Origin of the sequence: Bacillus sp. LJBV19 (genome assembly GCF_017797845.1) — a bacterium.
GTDB lineage: Bacteria > Bacillota > Bacilli > Bacillales > Bacillaceae > Bacillus > Bacillus velezensis.
The window spans coordinates 551,111-568,275 of the sequence record NZ_CP072563.1 but is presented as its reverse complement, the minus strand read 5'-3'; the positions used below and the strand labels follow the sequence as shown (position 1 = coordinate 568,275).

Genomic DNA, 17,165 nt, shown 5'->3' with positions numbered 1-17,165 from the left:
ATGATTCGTCTTAAAAATTATTTAGTTCTGCTGGATAATTTTTGAGGCGTTTTTGTTTTTTATATATTTTTGACTGCAGAGGAGGTTTGCACATGAAGAACATTTGCAAGGATATACTGATGATTATGGCCGGAGCCTTTCTTATTGCGGCGTCCGTGGAATTTTTCGTCATCCCGAATCATTTAGGGGACGGCAGCACCGTGGGAATCGCTCTCGTGTTATATTATCTTTTCCATATACCTGCAAGTATTACGACTCTGGTTGTAAATTTGATTTTTATCGGGCTGGCTTATAAATTTTTAACGAAAAAAACGATTTTATACACGATACTCGGTACGGGGATGACTTCTGTTTTTCTCAGCGTCGTCAGCTTTATTCCGTTCGGCGTGCACGACATGGTGCTCGGGATTGTATTCGGCGCTCTGCTGATGGGAGCGGGGCTGGCATTGATCTTTATCGCTGACGGATCTACCGGCGGGACCACGCTTTTGGCGTATTTATTGAATTACACAAAGGGCTTTAACATCTCGAAAAGCATGTTTTATATGGATTGTGTCATCATTTTCGCATCCGTTTTAGCGATCGGCATCAATCACATGCTGTATACGTTTATATTCGTATATCTGTGCGCCAAAATCGTCGATATTGTCATTGAGGGTTTCCATAATAAAAAAGCCCTCACCATTATGTCTGACCAATACGAAGAAATCGCCAAAGCCATCACCTCTGAGTACGGCAACGCGGCGACGATTTTTTACGGATACGGGTATTACGGCAGCAAAGACAAGCGCATTATCTATGTCGTCATTAAAAAGAACGAATTGCTGAAAATCAAAAAACATGTTCAAAAAATTGACCCGAAATCATTTATCGTTATTCATGAAGTAAAAGAAGCTGTCGGAGGGCAATTCGGATTTACAAACCTGCCCGCCGCCGCAAATGAAAAATAATCGCCTGCAGTGTATAGCTGCAGGCTTTTTTTATTCGGCTCTTCTCCGCTCAAAGGTTTTTACATCTTTCAATCGAAGTAGTAAATGAAATCTTTTTTGATGGAGGAACATAAAAAATGAATATCAAAACTGACAGGCTCGTCATTCGGACATTTGAACCGGAAGATTGGCAGAATGTCTATGCGTACACGTCAAATCCGAATGTCATGAAATATATACCAGAAGGTGTCTTTACCGAAGAAGATGCCAGGAAATTCGTTACTGAAAACAGCGGTGAACATGCCGGGAAGTTTCCCGTTTTATTGAAGGATGAGAAAACGGTCATTGGCCACATTGCTTTTTTTCAGTATTTTGGCGATCATACGTATGAAATCGGCTGGGTGTTTCACCCGGAATACCAGGGCAAAGGATATGCTTCAGAGGCGGCCCGCGCCGTGCTGGCATTCGGGTTTAACAAGATGAAATTACACCGGATCATTGCGACATGTCAGCCGGAAAACATGGCTTCGCACCGGGTGATGGAAAAGATCGGGATGAGACGGGAAGGATTTTTTAAAAAATGCATCCCCCATGATAATGAATGGTGGGATGAATATTATTATGCCGTTTTAGAAGAAGAGTGGGAAGCCACCAATCTGGAATAAAAAGGCTTATACCCTTTGCTTTTACAGATAAGTGTGTGCTACACTGTTTGTAACAAATACGAAGGGATGATGGGTGGACAATGATTAACTAATCTTATTTTGACCGTTTGAAATCAAATATTTCAAATCAGAAAAAATAGGATTAGTCTGCCCATTTTCTATACGATACGAAAGCTATGTGAAAATAGCTTATTTGATCATGCACAGGTACGGCTAATCCTTCCAAATCAATTGGGAGGATTTTTTTGTCCTCCCTTTAAAGCGAGGGATTGACATATGAAAGAAATGTTAAAAATAAGCGGTATCAGTTATGAAATCAACAGCGTTCCCCTTTTTGAACAGATCAGCGCGAGCGTTCAGCAAGGTGACATCATCGGCGTTATCGGTAAAAACGGCGCCGGCAAATCTTTATTGCTGCAATTGATCTGCAATCAAAAAGCGCCGTCACAAGGACAGATTCAGATGATGCAAGATGTAAACATATATATGGTGGAACAAGAAACGGAAGCTTATGATTCCGGCCATCCGGAGCCTGCGGAGGCAGCCTTGTTAGAAAAGTGGAACGTGCCCGCACGCGCCTTTTCGCAATTGAGCGGCGGAGAAAAACTGAAAGCCCGTCTTGCCAAAGGTTTCTCCTCCTCAAGCAGCCTTTTGTTATTAGATGAGCCGACGAACCACCTCGATCAGCACAGTTTAGAAATACTGCTGAATCAGATCAAGAATTACAAAGGCACCATTATTTTCGTTTCGCATGATCGTGCTTTTATAGATGCAGCGGCGACAAAAATCTGGGCCATCGAAGGAAAGAAACTCATTGAACATAAAGGGAATTATTCAAGCTATATGGAGGTCCGCAAACAGAGAAGGCTGACACAGCAGCGGGAATATGAGAATCAGCAAAATATGATCAGACGGATTGAAGCTCAAATGAACGAGCTGAGCGCCTGGTCGAAAAAAGCCCACGCTCAATCAACGAAAATAGAAGGCTTTAAAGAATACCATCGTGTAAAAGCAAAACGCACCGACGCCCAGATTAAATCAAAGCAGAAGCGTCTTGAAAAAGAGCTTGAAAAAGCGAAAGCAGAACCGGTTGAAGCGGAGTATGAAGTCCGTTTTTCCATTGAGCACCGCAAAAAAGCGGGAAAGCGTTTTTTAGAAGTAAGTGATGTCACAAAGTCATATGACGGCCGAACGCTTTTCAAAAATGTGAATTTCACTGTGATGCACGGTGAAAAGATCGCGATTACAGGCCCGAACGGCAGCGGGAAAACAACATTATTGAAGGTCATCCTCGGTCAGGAAAAAGCACAGGACGGCAGCATATGGATTTCTCCGTCTGCAAACGTCGGATATTTAACCCAGGAAGTATTCGACCTTCCGCTTGATAAAACCCCCGAACAGCTTTTTTACAAAGAAACGTTCGAAGCAAGGGGAAATGTTCAATCCCTCATGAAGCATTTAGGATTTACCGCAGCGCAATGGACGGAACCCATCGGCAAGATGAGCATGGGAGAGCGGGTCAAATGCAAGCTGATGGCGTTTATTTTAGAGGAGAAAGATGTGCTGATTCTGGATGAGCCGACAAACCACCTTGATCTGCCGTCACGCGAGCAGCTTGAAGACACTTTGGCCCGATACGACGGAACGCTTATCATCGTATCTCATGATCGTTACTTTCTCGAAAAGACGACGGACATCCGGCTTGATATCTCAAATGGCAGCGTCCGAAAACAATGGAAAGAATCCCCCTCCGTCAGGGACGATGCTGAAGAACTGCGATTAAAGCTTGAAACCGAACGGCAGGAAGTCCTCGGAAAACTCAGCTTCATGACTCCGGCTGATAAACAATATCGTGAGCTTGATCAAAAATTCAAAGAGCTGACGGAAGAAATCAAGAAATTGAAATGAATGTAAAAGCCCGTGATTGTCACGGGTTTTGTTTTGGAAAGTTCACGTATCATGAAGAATAATTTCAAACTGATTTGTACAACCTACGTTCAGATTTATTATGAGCATAGTTCAGGGGGACGAAGAATGGCCAAACGCATCGGAATTACGGGAAACATTATGGCTGATCAATCCGGTCCTTTCCCGGGTTATAATCGGGCATATGTCAATAATGATTATATTCAGTCTGTTTCTGAGGCCGGCGGTGTGCCGTTTATATTGCCGGTGATTCAAGAGACGGCGCTTGTAAAGGAACAGGTCTCTCATGTTGACGGGATCATTCTGTCCGGCGGTCAGGATATAGACCCGCTGTTTTACGGCGAAGAACCTTTACAGGCTTTAAGAAAGACCTTTCCTGATCGGGACGCCTACGAGAAGGAGCTGATTCTCACGGCGGTTGCTTTAGAAAAGCCGATTCTGGCCATCTGCCGGGGGATGCATATGTTAAACGTCACTTACGGGGGAACTTTATATCAAGACCTGGCACACGCTTCGTTTGCTGACATTAAGCATGACCAAGAAAAAGATCCGCCGTTAAAAACCCATCATGTTTCCTTTGAAAAAGGGACACGTCTCCATTCTTTGTTTGGCGATTCAGCGCGGGTGAATTCATTCCATCACCAGATCATAAAAGAGACGGCGCCTTCGTTTAAAGCCGCGGCTTATGCGAAAGACGGGGCCATTGAAGCGATTGAACGGACGGGTGAATTATTTGTCGTCGGCGTGCAATGGCATCCCGAAATGCTGACAAAAAAACATGAAGACATGAAAAAGCTTTTTTCTCTTTTCATGAATGCGGTCAGCACATAAAAAAAGCAGATCATAACGATCTGCTTTTTCATTTTATTCTTCCGGTTTCTCCGGTGTTTTGCCTTGTGTCAGCTTATGGCCTTCGATATCCACGTTCGGAATGATTTTATCCAGCCACTTCGGCAAGTACCAGGCCGCATGTCCCATCAGCTTCATGACACTCGGAATAATGGTCATTCTTACAATGAACGCATCAAAAAGAACACCGAAGGTCATTGCCAAGCCCATGGATTTGATCGTAGCTTCTCCCGCAAAGATGAACCCCGCAAAGACGAAAATCATGATCAGTCCCGCCGCTGTTACGACAGGTCCGCTATGCTTCAATCCGGCATGGATGGCTTGTACCGGATTTTTTGTTTTGACATATTCTTCTCTCATTCTGCTGACAAGGAATACTTGATAATCCATCGCCAGTCCGAAAAGAATACCGATCGCTAAAATAGGCAGGAAGGCGAGAATCGGGCCTTTTTCCGGAATGCTGAGCAAGCCGGTGAAATTCCCATCCTGCAGAACGAATACCGATAAGCCGAGTGTAGCGGTCATCGTCAGCAAAAAGCCGACGACGGCGGCAAGCGGCACGAGAAGCGAGCGGAAAACAACGGTCAGCAATACAAACGCAAACCCGACAATGAGAATGGCGAATTCCGGAATGGCATCGTTTAACCGATCTGAAATATCAATGTTCACCGCGGTTGACCCGGTGACGAGCAGGCGGATGCCGTTTTTGTCTGATCGTTTCCGTATATCCTGCACTAACTCTTTCGTTGCCTTATCATTCGGCCCGGTTTCAGGCACTGCCGTAATAATGGCATAGTCCCCTTTTTCGTTCGGCATGGCCGGTGTGACGCTCGCCACATTGTGCAAGTCCTTCATTTCGTTCACGGCGTCTTGAAATGCTTCACTTTTGTTCCCCTTGACCCCTTTTGCATCGGCAACAATTGTCAGCTTGCCGTTAAAGCCCTCGCCGAATCCTTTAGACAAAAGATCATAGGCGCGGCGATCCGGGCTGTCTTTCGCTTTCATTCCCGCATCAGGCAGCCCCAGCTCTAAATGCATGGCCGGCAGACTGATGACGGCTAAAAGAATAATGCTGAAAATGCTTAACAGAATAGGCTTCTTTGTAACGAAGCGCCCCCAGGCATTCGTGTCGGCGCTTTTCTTTTCTTTCTTCTTGTTTGATGTCGGAATCATCCGTTTTCCTGCGATTGACAACACCGCAGGCACCAGCGTAACAGAAGCCGATACAGCCATCAGCACACTGAGTGCCGCAGTCAACCCCATGGCAGACATGAACGGAATGCCGACAACAGTCAATCCGCAAAGCGCGACGATCACGGTCAGTCCCGCAAAAACGACGGCGCTGCCAGCCGTTCCCGCGGCTTTCGCGATTGATTCATTTTTTTGTACACCTTCGCCCAAAAACTGACGATGCTTCGTAAAGATAAACAGCGCATAATCAATCCCGACGGCCAGTCCGATCATTCCGGATAATGAGAGACTGACCGAAGCGATCGTAAAGAACTGTGTCCCGATTAACGTCAGCGCGACGCTTACACCTAACCCAATCAGGGCCGTGACAATCGGAAGCCCCGCGATGACTAATGAACCAAACGTAATAGCCAGTACGATGAATGCCAGCACAACGCCGACAATTTCAGATACACCGCCGATTTCAACACCGGCCCCCGGCACATCGCCGCTGAGCTCCGTCTGCAGACCTTTGTCTCCTGCGGCGGACAGACTGTGTTTAATATGTGAAACAGACGCATCCGTAATGTCATCCGCCGCTTTTTTGTACGTAATATCGGCATATGCCACTGATCCGTCTTTAGAAATGGTTCCTATCTCAAAAGGACTTGCAATCGAAGCGACTGAATGATCTGTTTTGATCTTCTTTAATGTCTCTTCAATCGCTTGTTTTTCCGGTTTTGACGTCAATTTCTTCCCGTCTTCAGCTCCGAAAATAACCCGTATGCTTCCTTTATCGGGACCCTTTGAAAATTCTTTTTGAATCATATCCATCGCCTTTTCAGAAGGTGTGTCGGGAATTGACATATCCTCAGAAAAAGCAGGTTTTAACGAGATGGCGATCACAATCGAAGCGATCAGTATCACGAGCCACGCACTGATCATTTTTAATCGATTGCGGGCAGACCATCCCCCTAATTTATATAAAAAACCAGACATCGAATACTCCTCTCCAATCATTACTTTCTGCCTAATTGTAGTTCACATTCACATAAAAAAAACGTACATAGGGGCATGTACGTTTGGGCAGTTTTTCATTATATATTCAGTTTCAGAATGCCTTTTTGCATGGCAATGGTGACGGCTTCCGTCCGCGAATCAGCGCCTAATTTGTTATAAATCGATGTTAATCTCGCTTTTACCGTCCGCTCTGAGATTCCTAAATCGAAGGCGATCGCTTTGCTTTTATGTCCTTGCGCAACGGCTTGCAGAACTATGATTTCCTTTTCCGTCAGCTGTGTTTCATTGGCATTTGCCCGTTCCATTTTCATTTCCCGGAAACGCCGCAAGATGTCCGGCTGCAGAAGCACTTCTCCCCTGACTGCCGCATCCATCGTATGAAATAAGGTTTCTGAGCTTGTGTCCTTCAGCAGATAACCGTTCGCGCCTGATTCGATGCCTTCTATCATCAGATGATCTTCATTATAGGTCGTCAAAATAATGATCGGCACATCAGAATGCTCTTTTATCTGTTTAATGGCTTCCAGCCCGCTCATTTCCGGCATGTACAGATCCATGAGAATGACATCGGGTTTTAGTTCTTCTGCGAGCCGGACGGCGGTTTTCCCGTTTTCCGCCTCTCCCGTTATGGTGTAATGGTCATTTGTTTCTATCAAAAGCTTCAGACCTTCTCTGACGACAAGATGGTCATCTGCTATTAACACTTTATACATGTTCCGCCTCTCCCTGAATTGGTATGATGATCTCAATTTGAGTCCCCGCTGATCTGGCGCTTGTTATACGGAAAGTGCCGTTCATCATATTGACGCGTTCTTGTATCCCAAGCAGCCCGTAATGACCGCTTTTTCTCATTTCTGTTCCGGCATCAAAGCCTTTCCCGTCATCTTTGACGGTTATGCGGATCTGTCTCTCTTCTTCCCGAACGGACACCCAGACATTCTTTGCTTCTGCATGCTTGGCGGCGTTTGTCAGGCCTTCTCCGATCATGTAATGGCAATTCTCCGCCGTATGAACGTCAAGCACATGATGCACGCTGTAATCTAAAAAACAAGACAGCCCGGAGGCTTCTGTAAAATGGTTGATTTGTTCAGTGATGCTTTCTTTTAAGAACCCGATCTCTTCTGATTTGCTGCGAAGGTTATCAATGGCCGAGCGCGCATCAGCCAATGTGCTCTTCACTCTGTCCATTGACTGGCTGATGATGTCTTTCGCTCTGTCAGTGTTATCTTTCGAAAGATGAACTTGCACCGCTTCAAGCTGCATGTGCAAGCTGACCAATCCTTGGGCAAGCGTATCGTGCAAATCTCTCGCCATCCGCTGTCTTTCATTCTGAAGCGTCAGCTGTTTCACTTGCCGGTGAGCGAGCTCTAATTTTTCAAGCGTCATCTGTGTTTTTATTTTTTCATCAACTTGCGCGAAAAATGTTGCCGCATACGTGATAATCACGATCATGATGGGAGCGGCGATAACGATGAAACGCAGCAGATGATGCGGATGCTCCTGGTGCAAGGCTGTTATGGACATTAAAATGAAAAGATAGAGTATGAGCAGCGTTTTTCCCTTATCCGCCATTCCGATAATCTGCCCGATTAAAAAGGCATAGAGACCGATCACCAGCGCGATATAGCCGCCGGTCATCAAGTTAGCCGATGTATATATGATAAATCCCTGTATGATGAAATAAAGAAACGTCTTTTTCTTCACCCAGCGATGGGAATGCCAGTGCAGCACGGTAAAAATGACGATCAATATCGTGAATAACAGCTGCAAAAAAACCGTCCAGCTTTCATAAATGTACTGCAAAGAGACTGATGCGGCATATACCATTAAAATAAACGCCAGACCGGGCACCCGAAGCGCAAGCATATGCAATGAGCGTCTGTCACGGGAGACGTAGTCTTCTTGATGTTTTGTACCAAACAATCTCTGTCCACTTCCTTTTAGCCGACCGGCCTCACGAGGTTTTATTCTATTTGTCATCATACCATATGTGCCTTCTTCTCACCTTCCCCTTCTGTCCCTGCATGACGGGTGAAAGAAAAAACAGCCTGCGGGATTGTTCGCAAGCTGTTTTTTGCGGGATTGATTATATTCGGGCTTGCGTTCGGCTCATTGATCGGCCTGTTAAGCGCCAGCCGGATGATCTCGCGGAAGGGAACCAGGTTCGTTGCCCCGGTCAGCGTTCTGTTTGTTATCAGCGCAGGTGCTTTTGCCGCTTTCAAAAGAATCGTATTTGCCGACTTATCATTTTCGGCATATTTTGACAAGAGGAAGCGATTGTGCTTCCTCTTTTTTTTGATGCACTGTCAGGCTTTTTCACCGCTTTTTCTTACAAACAAAATTTGTAAGACTAGAGCTCTTTTCTCAGGGGAAATTAATTACGTATTTTTAGAAAGGGAGGTTTCAGACGATTATGGAAAAGCGTGAATTAGCGGCTCACGAGTCGCTGGACTTACATGAAATCATTAACTTCAAGACGCTTTGTGTAGCGAAATCCAAGCTCATGCAAGGGCTTGTGTTTGATCAGGATCTGAAAACGTTAATGGAAAAAGACGTTCAGCAAGCCTCTCAAGACCTGGCTGATCTGCAGGCGGTTTATGAACGGGCAACGTTTCAGGCCCCCGTTCCTCAAAACCGGCCGACTTCGATCATCAATTGAAAGGAAGGTAAGCATCATTGAATCATGACCATTTAGATCCGATCAATTCATTACATGTCCCTGAACTTGCGGATATGACATTCGCAATGGATTTTCTCATACGCGCCAAAGAAGGCGTCAGAAATACCGCCGTCGCTTTAACAGAAACCGCTTCACCTGATGTAAGAGCTTTGCTGCGCAAACAGCTCATGCAGGGAATCGCGATGCATCAGGAGATAACAGACTTGATGGTCAGCAAAAAGTGGTTTCACCCGCATGATTTGAGCGAACAGTATAAATTGGATCAGCTCTCTGCAAAAAATACCCTCATGGTCGGAAGCATGAACCTGTTTCCCGTTGAAACGAACAGAAAAGGGATGTTTGACCGCACACCTGATGAACACTAACACTGGAGGTATTACAGCATGAAGGCCGTAACGTATCAAGGAGTGAAAAACGTCGTTGTCAAAGACGTGCCTGATCCGAAGATTGAAAAACACGATGACATGATTATAAAAGTCACAAGTACGGCAATTTGCGGATCAGATTTACATTTAATCCACGGACTCATCCCGAATTTGCATGAAGACTACATCATCGGCCATGAACCGATGGGCATCGTGGAAGAAACCGGTCCCGGCGTGACGAAAGTCAAAAAAGGCGACCGCGTCATTATTCCTTTTAATATCGCCTGCGGAGAATGCGTTTATTGTAAGAATCACCTGGAAAGCCAGTGTGATCAATCAAATGAGAACGGCGATATAGGCGCTTATTTCGGCTATTCAGGAAATGCCGGCGGCTATCCGGGAGGCCAGGCCGAATATTTGCGCGTCCCATTTGCGAACTTTACCCACTTTAAAGTTCCCGAAACATGCGAAGAACCGGATGAGAAACTGAGTGTTATTTCCGATGCGATGACAACCGGCTTTTGGAGCGTCGACAATGCCGGCGTAAAAGAAGGCGATACAGTTATCGTTCTCGGCTGCGGGCCCGTGGGCCTTTTCGTTCAAAAATTCTGCTGGTTAAAGGGAGCGAAACGCGTAATAGCCGTAGACTATGTCAACTACCGTCTCCAGCATGCGAAACGGACGAATAAAGTAGAAATCGTGAACTTCGAAGACCACGAAAATACAGGCAGCTACCTGAAGGAAATCACCAAAGGCGGCGCCGACGTTGTCATTGACGCCGTCGGCATGGACGGAAAAATGACGGATCTCGAGTTCCTCGCCAGCGGATTAAAACTTCAGGGCGGGGCGATGAGCGCATTGGTCATCGCGTCCCAAGCGGTGCGAAAAGGGGGAACGATCCAGATTACGGGTGTGTACGGCGGCAGATACAACGGGTTTCCCCTTGGCGATATCATGCAGCGGAACGTCAATATCCGATCAGGACAAGCTCCGGTCATCCACTATATGCCGTATATGTTTGAATTGGTGTCAACCGGCAAAATTGATCCGGGCGATGTTGTAAGCCATGTCATTCCGCTCAGTGAAGCGAAGCACGGCTATGAGATGTTTGACACGAAAACAGATGATTGTATTAAAGTTGTACTCAAACCTTAAAGAACGGAGGCTACAGAAATGGCCAGCGCCTTACATGAATTACTCGAAATTCAGGAGATGGCTTCTTTTAAGTCACTTTGTCTGACGAAATCCAAAACCATGAAAGCGCTCGTATCCGATCCGCAGCTGAAAGAAATCATGCAGCAGGATGTGGATACATCAACAAGGCAATTGCAGGAATTTGCCTCGATTTTATCTGATGCACAGCATGAAATGAGGAGATGAATCACGAATGAATCCGATTATTGAATACTTGACGGGAATGAATGCACTGACAGACCAAATTGTCGCAATGGATTTATTGAATTCAGCAAAAAGCGGTGTCAGAAACTATGCAATGGCGGCGACGGAAGCCGGAACGCCTGAAGTGAAAGCGATCCTCACCCGGCACTTAGAAGAAGCCCTTGACATGCACGAGCAAATCTCACGCTATATGATGGAAAAAGGCTGGTATCGCCCGTGGAACACAAATGAACAAGTCCGGCTCAATTTGCAAAATATTGATACTGCGCTCCGCCTGCCCGTCCTATAAATTGTTTTGCTGCTGAGACAGCACCCCTGACTCAAGCTTCAGTATTTCAAACTGTGAGCTGCCTTTTACAGCGCCCAGGCGGCTCTCAGTTTTTTTATACCTTCTTGTATATTGGTTTCAGAAACCCCCGCGAAACCGAGAGAAACTGTTTTTTCAGGGAGCTGTTTTTGATAGGTGAGAGACACGGGATAGATTTTGACTCCTTGTTCCTCCGCCTTTTCAATCAGCTCTTTTTCACTGAAAGGCAGCTGAACGTCAAGTAAAATCCGCAGCCCGGAATTTTCTCCGCGAATCCTGACGTATTGTCCCAGCTCGCGCCGCACGGCCTCTAATAATACCGCTCTTTTTTTCCGGTACAGCTTTCTCATTCTGTTAATATGTTTCTGCCACTCTCCGCTTTTGATAAATTGAGCCAGCGTCAGCTGACTGTGGCAGGAGACGGTCTGCTTATATAAAGAAGCGATTTCCCTGCCTTTTTCGATAAGCGGCAAAGGAAGAATCATATAGCTGATGCGAAGCGAAGGAAGCAGAGATTGGGAAAACGTTCCCATATAAATAACACGGTGATGCTGATCAAGCCCTTGCAATGATGGGATCGGCTGGCCGGTGTATCGGAATTCACCGTCATAATCATCTTCTATAATGAACGATTGATGTTCCTTCGCCCATTTCAGCAGCTGAATCCTTCTGTTTACCGGCATAATCGTTCCTAACGTAAATTGATGAGAAGGCGTGACATATACAAGACGCGGCCGCTCTTCATTCAGCTTCCGGATACAGACTCCTTCATCATCGACGGGTATCGGAATGATCTTCATGTGATTGGCTTTAAAAATCTCCCTCGCTCTCGGATAACCCGGATCTTCATATCCGATGGATAGATTTGCTTCAAATATTTTGCACAGCATTTGCAAAAGAGCAGGGTTCCCGGCGCCGACTATCACTTGTTCAGGACGGCAATTCACGCCGCGCGACTGATATAAGTACTCTGAAATGAGCGTTCTCAGTTCAAGCTCGCCCAAATCATCCCCGGGCCGATACAGCTCGTGCCCATATTGATCTAAGCTTGCAACCATGCTTTTGCGCCATGCCGAAAAAGGAAAATGAGCGGCATCCACAGTGCCGTAGTGAAAATCAATCCATTGGCGGTCTTCCTTCGCCTTTGTTTGAACAGGCGAAGCACCCGGCTTTTTCACATAGACGGCGTCCGAGTCATAATCGGCAAACCATCCGCTTCTCGGCTTACTGACAATATAGCCTTCGGCGGCAAGCTGTTCATAGGCACGCTCCACAGTCGTCTGACTGACGGAAAGCTGACTTGACAAAAGCCTTTTTGAAGGAAGCTTCAGTCCTTTAGGAATACGGCCCTGATGCATATTTTCCTTAAAATGCCGATAAAGCTGCTGATAAAGCGGAATATCCAGATCTCTATTTAAAAATGGCGTGATATCCATTTTTACTCCCTCCAAACTGGCATTCTTCTTTTTATAAAAACTGGCCATTTGTATATGGCCAATTTCAGTTTATAGTCATTATAAACTTTGAAAATGGGTTTAGAAATATATATTGGAGTGATTGGAATGAATAAGGCCGCAAACGGCTGGATTAACGGATTTATCGGCGTGCTCATTTTCAGCGGCTCGCTTCCCGCGACCCGCTTGGCTGTAGCGGACTTTGATCCGGTATTTCTCACCGTATGCCGCGCCGCGATAGCCGGTATATTGGCAGGCGCTCTGCTCCTCATTTTTCAGGAGAAACGCCCTGCCAAAAGCGACATCATTTCACTACTAACAGTAGCGCTCGGCGTCGTGATCGGTTTCCCGCTGCTTACAGCATTAGCGCTTCAGCATGTCACATCCGCTCATGCCATTGTCTACATCGGGCTTCTCCCGCTTGCGACGGCGATCTTCGGCGTACTGCGGGGAGGCGAACGGCCCAGGCCGGTCTTTTGGATTTTCTCGGCTGCCGGCAGCATCCTCGTAGCCGGATATGCTCTGCTGCAAGGAGGGGAATCCTCTCCGCTCGGTGATACGTACATGATCGCTTCGATTATCGTGTGCGGTCTCGGTTATGCCGAAGGCGCCCGCCTCTCCCGGCGGCTTGGCAACTGGCAGGTGATCTCTTGGGCTCTCGTTTTATCGCTTCCCCTTATGTTCATCCTGTCTTTCTGCTTCATGCCGGACTCATGGTCAAACATCGGCGCGCCCGCACTGCTCAGTCTTGCATATGTCTCAATATTCAGCATGCTGATCGGCTTCGTATTCTGGTATCGCGGACTCGCCCAGGGAGGCATCGCCGCGGTCGGACAGCTGCAGCTTCTGCAGCCTTTCTTCGGACTGTTACTGGCCGCCATGATTCTCCATGAAAAAGCGGGATGGGAACTTGCGGCGGTGAATGTCGGCGTTATCGCTTGCGTGGCGGCCGCCCGGCGGTTCGCAAATCAATCAGAAAAGGCCGAACAATGAACTTGTTCGGCCTTTTCATTATGTTCCGCCCATAGGCAGCAAAAGTCTGCATCTCTTTCACACGATCCGGGTATTTTTCAGGCAGGCTGAACTCCCTTAAACGCACTCATCACCAGATCATGCACATAGGAATCATTCACCTCATCACCTGTGATCAACAGGCGATAGAAAATCGGTCCGTAAATGAGATCGATGCTTACGTCAATATCAAGATTCTCTCTTAATTCACCTTTTTGAATTCCCTTTTCCAGAAGGCCTTTCGCTTGGAGGCGGCGGGGCTGGAAAAATCGCGTGCGATATTCTTCCGCCAATTTTGCATCCAGCTGCCCCGCACCGATTAATTCCTTAATAACGGTTCCTTCCCGGCTCGTCAAAAACCTTGCTAAATTCGTGGCGTGGGTCAATATATCTTGCACTGTTGATCCTGTATCGGGCACAGGCAGTCTGTCCGTAGCGGTCGAAAGAAAGCTGTCCATGATAACGGCAGCCTTGTTTGACCACCATTTATAAATCGTTGCCTTACTCACTTTGGCACGCTCAGCAATTTTATCGACTGTCACCGCGTCAAAGCCATTTTCCAACAATAGGTCATAGGCTGCAGAAAGAATCGCCTTATGTGTTCCTTCATCGCGCGGCCGTCCTCGTTTACTCTGCACATGAATCATTCCTTCCCGAATTATAAACGATACGTTCAGTATACTTAACCTGTATAAAAAAAGAAAACAGAAACCCATTTACAAAACTGAACGTTTAGTATATCATTTGCTTATAATAAAACTAAACGTTTAGTTTACAAAATAACTTGAGGGAAATCTTGATGAAACACAAACTCTCAAAGCCTCTGCGTAAAGGAGATGAATCAGCAAATCATTTATCAAGCATCATAAAAACCACTTAAAAAGGAGTTCATTCATATGGCTAAAGAAAACAAACAGACAGCAGATCAGGGAATTTCACCTGGTTTAACCCTTCTTCTCGCAACGGCATGCGGTATCATTGTCGCTAATCTTTATTATGCACAGCCCTTGGCAGGATTCATTAGTGCGGCAATCGGACTTTCTCCAAGCAGCGCCGGACTGATTGTCACGCTGACCCAAATCGGATACGTTGCCGGCTTACTGTTTCTCGTCCCTTTGGGAGACATTATCGAAAACAAAAAACTTGTCGTTGTATCGCTCCTTCTAAGCGCAGCCGCTTTGACACTGACAGCATTTGTGAAGCATGGAACACTGTTTTTAGCCGCTGCGTTTTTCATCGGACTGGGATCAATCGCGGCCCAAGTGCTAGTTCCGTTCGCATCATACCTTGCACCAGATGCCGCACGCGGCCGGGTTGTCGGCAATGTGATGAGCGGCCTGCTGCTCGGTATTATGCTTTCCCGTCCGATATCCAGCCTGGTCGCTGATATATGGGGGTGGAATGCCATATTTGCTTTATCCGCCGCGTTAAGTGTTGTCCTGGCAATCATCTTATCAAAAGTGCTTCCTGCCAGAAAACCAACAGCAAACACAAGCTACACCGTCTTACTCGGTTCAATGTGGAAGCTGCTGCGCACGACTCCGGTCTTACGCCGCCGTGCCATTTATCATGCGTTTGTATTTGGAGCTTTCAGCTTATTCTGGACGACTGTACCTTTATTATTGTCCGGTCCTGCTTTTCATTTTTCTCAAAAGGCAATCGCGCTGTATGCATTAGCGGGCATTGCGGGTGCAGCGGCTGCACCGATAGGCGGCCGTCTGGCTGATCGCGGCTTGACCCGGCTTGCCACCGGAATCGCTCTCGGTGTTGTCATCGTTTCTTTATTACTCCCGCTCATGATTCAGAGCAGCTCCCCCGTCGGAATAGCAGTTCTGGTGGCCGCAGCTATCCTGTTGGATATGGGGGTATCTGCCAATCTCGTACTCAGTCAGCGTGCCATTTTTTCGTTGGCACCTGAATTTCGCAGCCGATTAAACGGATTATTTATGGCAATCTTCTTTCTCGGCGGTGCTATAGGATCATCAATCGGAGGATGGGCATACGCCTCAGGCGGGTGGAGTATCACATTATGGATTGGAATCGCTTTTCCGGTCATAGCATTGCTTTATTTCACCACAGAGAAATAAGCCTTTCACCAAAAATAAGCCGTCAGGACCAAGCTGACAGCTTTTTTTGGTGTATTCTTCTTTACATCCATCCGAACAAAAAATCCGGATTCATGAAAAGATGATATTGATTCTTTACGCCCCGCTCACATAGCAGAAACGGTAAAACCATGTCATAATATGTTAAGAAATAATTGCGCCATAGGCAGGTGAACACATGAAGAAGTATTTATATAAACACCTTTTGTTAGCTCTCGTTTCGTCCGTTTGCTTTTTATTGGTCTTTTATGTGGGTTTAAAAATGACACAGGAAGACACACCGCCGTTGTCTTCTTACCCGTTTTACCTTTTTATTTATCTTTACATAGCAGCCGGATATTTGACGGTCGGCCTTGTTTTAGCTTGTATGACTGATATCTTGAAAAACCGCTGGACATTGAATAAAACGTCTTCCATTCTATTGAAACTTATCGTTTACTTACTCATACCGTATGCTATTTTTCATTCTTTCTTCATTTTAATGGCGCCGTTGATTTATGTGCTGTTTGAGTCGTTATTCATCCTGAGAAAAGCTTCGTAACCTGAAAAAACATGCCCCATGCTGCCGGTATGTTTTTAATATGCTTGTCAGTTGTTCGCAGTGATCCGTTTGATGTTTTCTTCCATCAAGCCGGAAATGAGCTGTTCGTTTGTATGAGGAATCTGTTTGAGCTGTTGTACGACCAGCCCTTGTCTTGCGGCTGAATGATTTTGACTCAGCTTTGCTTTCCCCTCTATTTTGCTGATTTTGATTTTAAAACCTTTTACCCCTTTGTTCATGCCTGCCAGCAATTTCGCATCGACATCCTCTAATTTGTACGGGCTGTCGGGGCTTTCGTATTTCAATACGAGATCACTCATCGACTGCACGGTTTCTTCCTCATCCAAAAGCTCCGCCTCTCCGTAAACATGAACCGCCACGTAATTCCATGTGGGAACAGCCTGATTCGTCTCATACCATTTAGGCGAGATATAACAATGAGGCCCTTGAAAAACGGCTAACACGTTTTGGCCATCAATCTCTTTCCATTGGGGGTTCGGCAATGCAAAATGACCGTATAAGCATTCGTTATCCTTACTCATCATCAATGGCAGGTGGGTTGCATACGGCATGCCTTCCGCCGTTGAAAACAATGCTGCGAAACCATACTCTTTGATTACATCGCACGCTTCAGCTTCACTCAGCTGAAATGGAGCGGGAATATACATAAAAACTCTCCTCTCTGAACATGGATTGATAAAGCGCTTTCCGCTATAATAAGATATCAACTGACATTTAAAAAGGT

The 17,165-nt window shown here is 46.2% G+C and carries 19 protein-coding genes; 12 read left to right on the top strand and 7 right to left on the bottom strand.

The window, feature by feature from the left end; translation table 11 throughout:
- Positions 1 to 92 precede the first annotated feature (92 nt).
- From J6600_RS02905 to J6600_RS02890, 4 genes are all read left to right on the top strand, one after another.
- On the top strand, positions 93 to 950 hold the full coding sequence (locus tag J6600_RS02905) for a YitT family protein (RefSeq protein ID WP_014417040.1): 858 nt from the start codon (positions 93 to 95) through the stop codon (positions 948 to 950).
- Positions 951 to 1,066: 116 nt separating this feature from the next.
- Positions 1,067 to 1,594 carry a GNAT family N-acetyltransferase gene (locus J6600_RS02900; protein ID WP_209387933.1) on the top strand — a complete coding sequence of 176 codons (528 nt, stop codon included), beginning with the start codon at positions 1,067 to 1,069 and terminating at the stop codon, positions 1,592 to 1,594.
- A gap of 276 nt (positions 1,595 to 1,870) precedes the next feature.
- The gene (gene abc-f, locus J6600_RS02895; protein WP_022552673.1) at positions 1,871 to 3,502 is read left to right on the top strand and encodes a ribosomal protection-like ABC-F family protein; all 1,632 of its coding nucleotides are present in this window, start codon (positions 1,871 to 1,873) and stop codon (positions 3,500 to 3,502) included.
- Between the two features lie 126 nt (positions 3,503 to 3,628).
- Positions 3,629 to 4,351, top strand: a complete 723-nt coding sequence (locus J6600_RS02890) for a gamma-glutamyl-gamma-aminobutyrate hydrolase family protein (protein WP_209387932.1) — start codon at positions 3,629 to 3,631, stop codon at positions 4,349 to 4,351.
- A gap of 33 nt (positions 4,352 to 4,384) precedes the next feature.
- On the opposite strand, the gene J6600_RS02885 is transcribed toward J6600_RS02890, so the two are convergent.
- The 4 genes from J6600_RS02885 to J6600_RS02870 form a co-directional block, all read right to left on the bottom strand.
- On the bottom strand, positions 4,385 to 6,538 hold the full coding sequence (locus tag J6600_RS02885) for an MMPL family transporter (protein ID WP_209387931.1): 2,154 nt from the start codon (positions 6,536 to 6,538) through the stop codon (positions 4,385 to 4,387).
- A gap of 98 nt (positions 6,539 to 6,636) precedes the next feature.
- Positions 6,637 to 7,272 (bottom strand): two-component system response regulator YdfI, encoded by a 636-nt coding sequence (ydfI, locus tag J6600_RS02880; protein ID WP_014417035.1) that lies wholly within the window; start codon positions 7,270 to 7,272, stop codon positions 6,637 to 6,639.
- Positions 7,265 to 8,482 carry a sensor histidine kinase gene (locus tag J6600_RS02875; RefSeq protein ID WP_280878960.1) on the bottom strand — a complete coding sequence of 406 codons (1,218 nt, stop codon included), beginning with the start codon at positions 8,480 to 8,482 and terminating at the stop codon, positions 7,265 to 7,267. The genes ydfI and J6600_RS02875 overlap by 8 nt, the downstream gene beginning before the upstream one ends.
- Positions 8,483 to 8,538: 56 nt before the next feature.
- The gene (locus tag J6600_RS02870; protein ID WP_017419184.1) at positions 8,539 to 8,826 is read right to left on the bottom strand and encodes a hypothetical protein; all 288 of its coding nucleotides are present in this window, start codon (positions 8,824 to 8,826) and stop codon (positions 8,539 to 8,541) included.
- Between the two features lie 146 nt (positions 8,827 to 8,972).
- Between J6600_RS02870 and J6600_RS02865 the strand changes: the two genes are divergently transcribed.
- The 5 genes from J6600_RS02865 to J6600_RS02845 are packed head-to-tail and all read left to right on the top strand — an operon-like array spanning position 8,973 to position 11,291.
- The gene (locus J6600_RS02865; protein ID WP_007409324.1) at positions 8,973 to 9,218 is read left to right on the top strand and encodes a hypothetical protein; all 246 of its coding nucleotides are present in this window, start codon (positions 8,973 to 8,975) and stop codon (positions 9,216 to 9,218) included.
- Positions 9,219 to 9,235: 17 nt separating this feature from the next.
- On the top strand, positions 9,236 to 9,604 hold the full coding sequence (locus J6600_RS02860; protein ID WP_014417029.1) for a spore coat protein: 369 nt from the start codon (positions 9,236 to 9,238) through the stop codon (positions 9,602 to 9,604).
- Between the two features lie 18 nt (positions 9,605 to 9,622).
- The gene (locus tag J6600_RS02855) at positions 9,623 to 10,759 is read left to right on the top strand and encodes a zinc-dependent alcohol dehydrogenase (RefSeq protein ID WP_061861900.1); all 1,137 of its coding nucleotides are present in this window, start codon (positions 9,623 to 9,625) and stop codon (positions 10,757 to 10,759) included.
- Between the two features lie 18 nt (positions 10,760 to 10,777).
- Positions 10,778 to 10,984, top strand: a complete 207-nt coding sequence (locus J6600_RS02850) for a hypothetical protein (RefSeq protein WP_014417027.1) — start codon at positions 10,778 to 10,780, stop codon at positions 10,982 to 10,984.
- A gap of 7 nt (positions 10,985 to 10,991) precedes the next feature.
- Positions 10,992 to 11,291: a spore coat protein gene (locus J6600_RS02845; protein ID WP_209387930.1), complete on the top strand. Its 300-nt coding sequence runs from the start codon at positions 10,992 to 10,994 to the stop codon at positions 11,289 to 11,291.
- A gap of 65 nt (positions 11,292 to 11,356) precedes the next feature.
- Here J6600_RS02845 and pdxR read toward each other — a convergent pair whose 3' ends face one another.
- On the bottom strand, positions 11,357 to 12,745 hold the full coding sequence (gene pdxR, locus J6600_RS02840; RefSeq protein WP_014417025.1) for a MocR-like pyridoxine biosynthesis transcription factor PdxR: 1,389 nt from the start codon (positions 12,743 to 12,745) through the stop codon (positions 11,357 to 11,359).
- Between the two features lie 126 nt (positions 12,746 to 12,871).
- On the opposite strand from pdxR, the gene J6600_RS02835 reads away from it, so the two are divergent.
- Positions 12,872 to 13,756: a DMT family transporter gene (locus J6600_RS02835; protein ID WP_095273184.1), complete on the top strand. Its 885-nt coding sequence runs from the start codon at positions 12,872 to 12,874 to the stop codon at positions 13,754 to 13,756.
- Positions 13,757 to 13,833: 77 nt separating this feature from the next.
- On the opposite strand, the gene J6600_RS02830 is transcribed toward J6600_RS02835, so the two are convergent.
- Positions 13,834 to 14,412, bottom strand: coding sequence for a TetR/AcrR family transcriptional regulator (locus J6600_RS02830; RefSeq protein ID WP_021495037.1), 579 nt, complete (start codon positions 14,410 to 14,412; stop codon positions 13,834 to 13,836).
- Between the two features lie 258 nt (positions 14,413 to 14,670).
- Here J6600_RS02830 and J6600_RS02825 point away from each other — a divergent pair, with 258 nt between their 5' ends.
- Together J6600_RS02825 and J6600_RS02820 are read left to right on the top strand one after the other, a co-directional pair.
- A complete protein-coding gene (locus J6600_RS02825) occupies positions 14,671 to 15,861 on the top strand; it encodes an MFS transporter (RefSeq protein WP_022552665.1) in 1,191 nt (396 codons plus the stop codon).
- A gap of 196 nt (positions 15,862 to 16,057) precedes the next feature.
- On the top strand, positions 16,058 to 16,420 hold the full coding sequence (locus J6600_RS02820; RefSeq protein WP_021495039.1) for a hypothetical protein: 363 nt from the start codon (positions 16,058 to 16,060) through the stop codon (positions 16,418 to 16,420).
- A 47-nt stretch (positions 16,421 to 16,467) separates the two neighbouring features.
- Here J6600_RS02820 and J6600_RS02815 read toward each other — a convergent pair whose 3' ends face one another.
- Positions 16,468 to 17,088, bottom strand: coding sequence for an FMN-binding negative transcriptional regulator (locus tag J6600_RS02815; RefSeq protein ID WP_061861897.1), 621 nt, complete (start codon positions 17,086 to 17,088; stop codon positions 16,468 to 16,470).
- Positions 17,089 to 17,165: the final 77 nt, after the last annotated feature.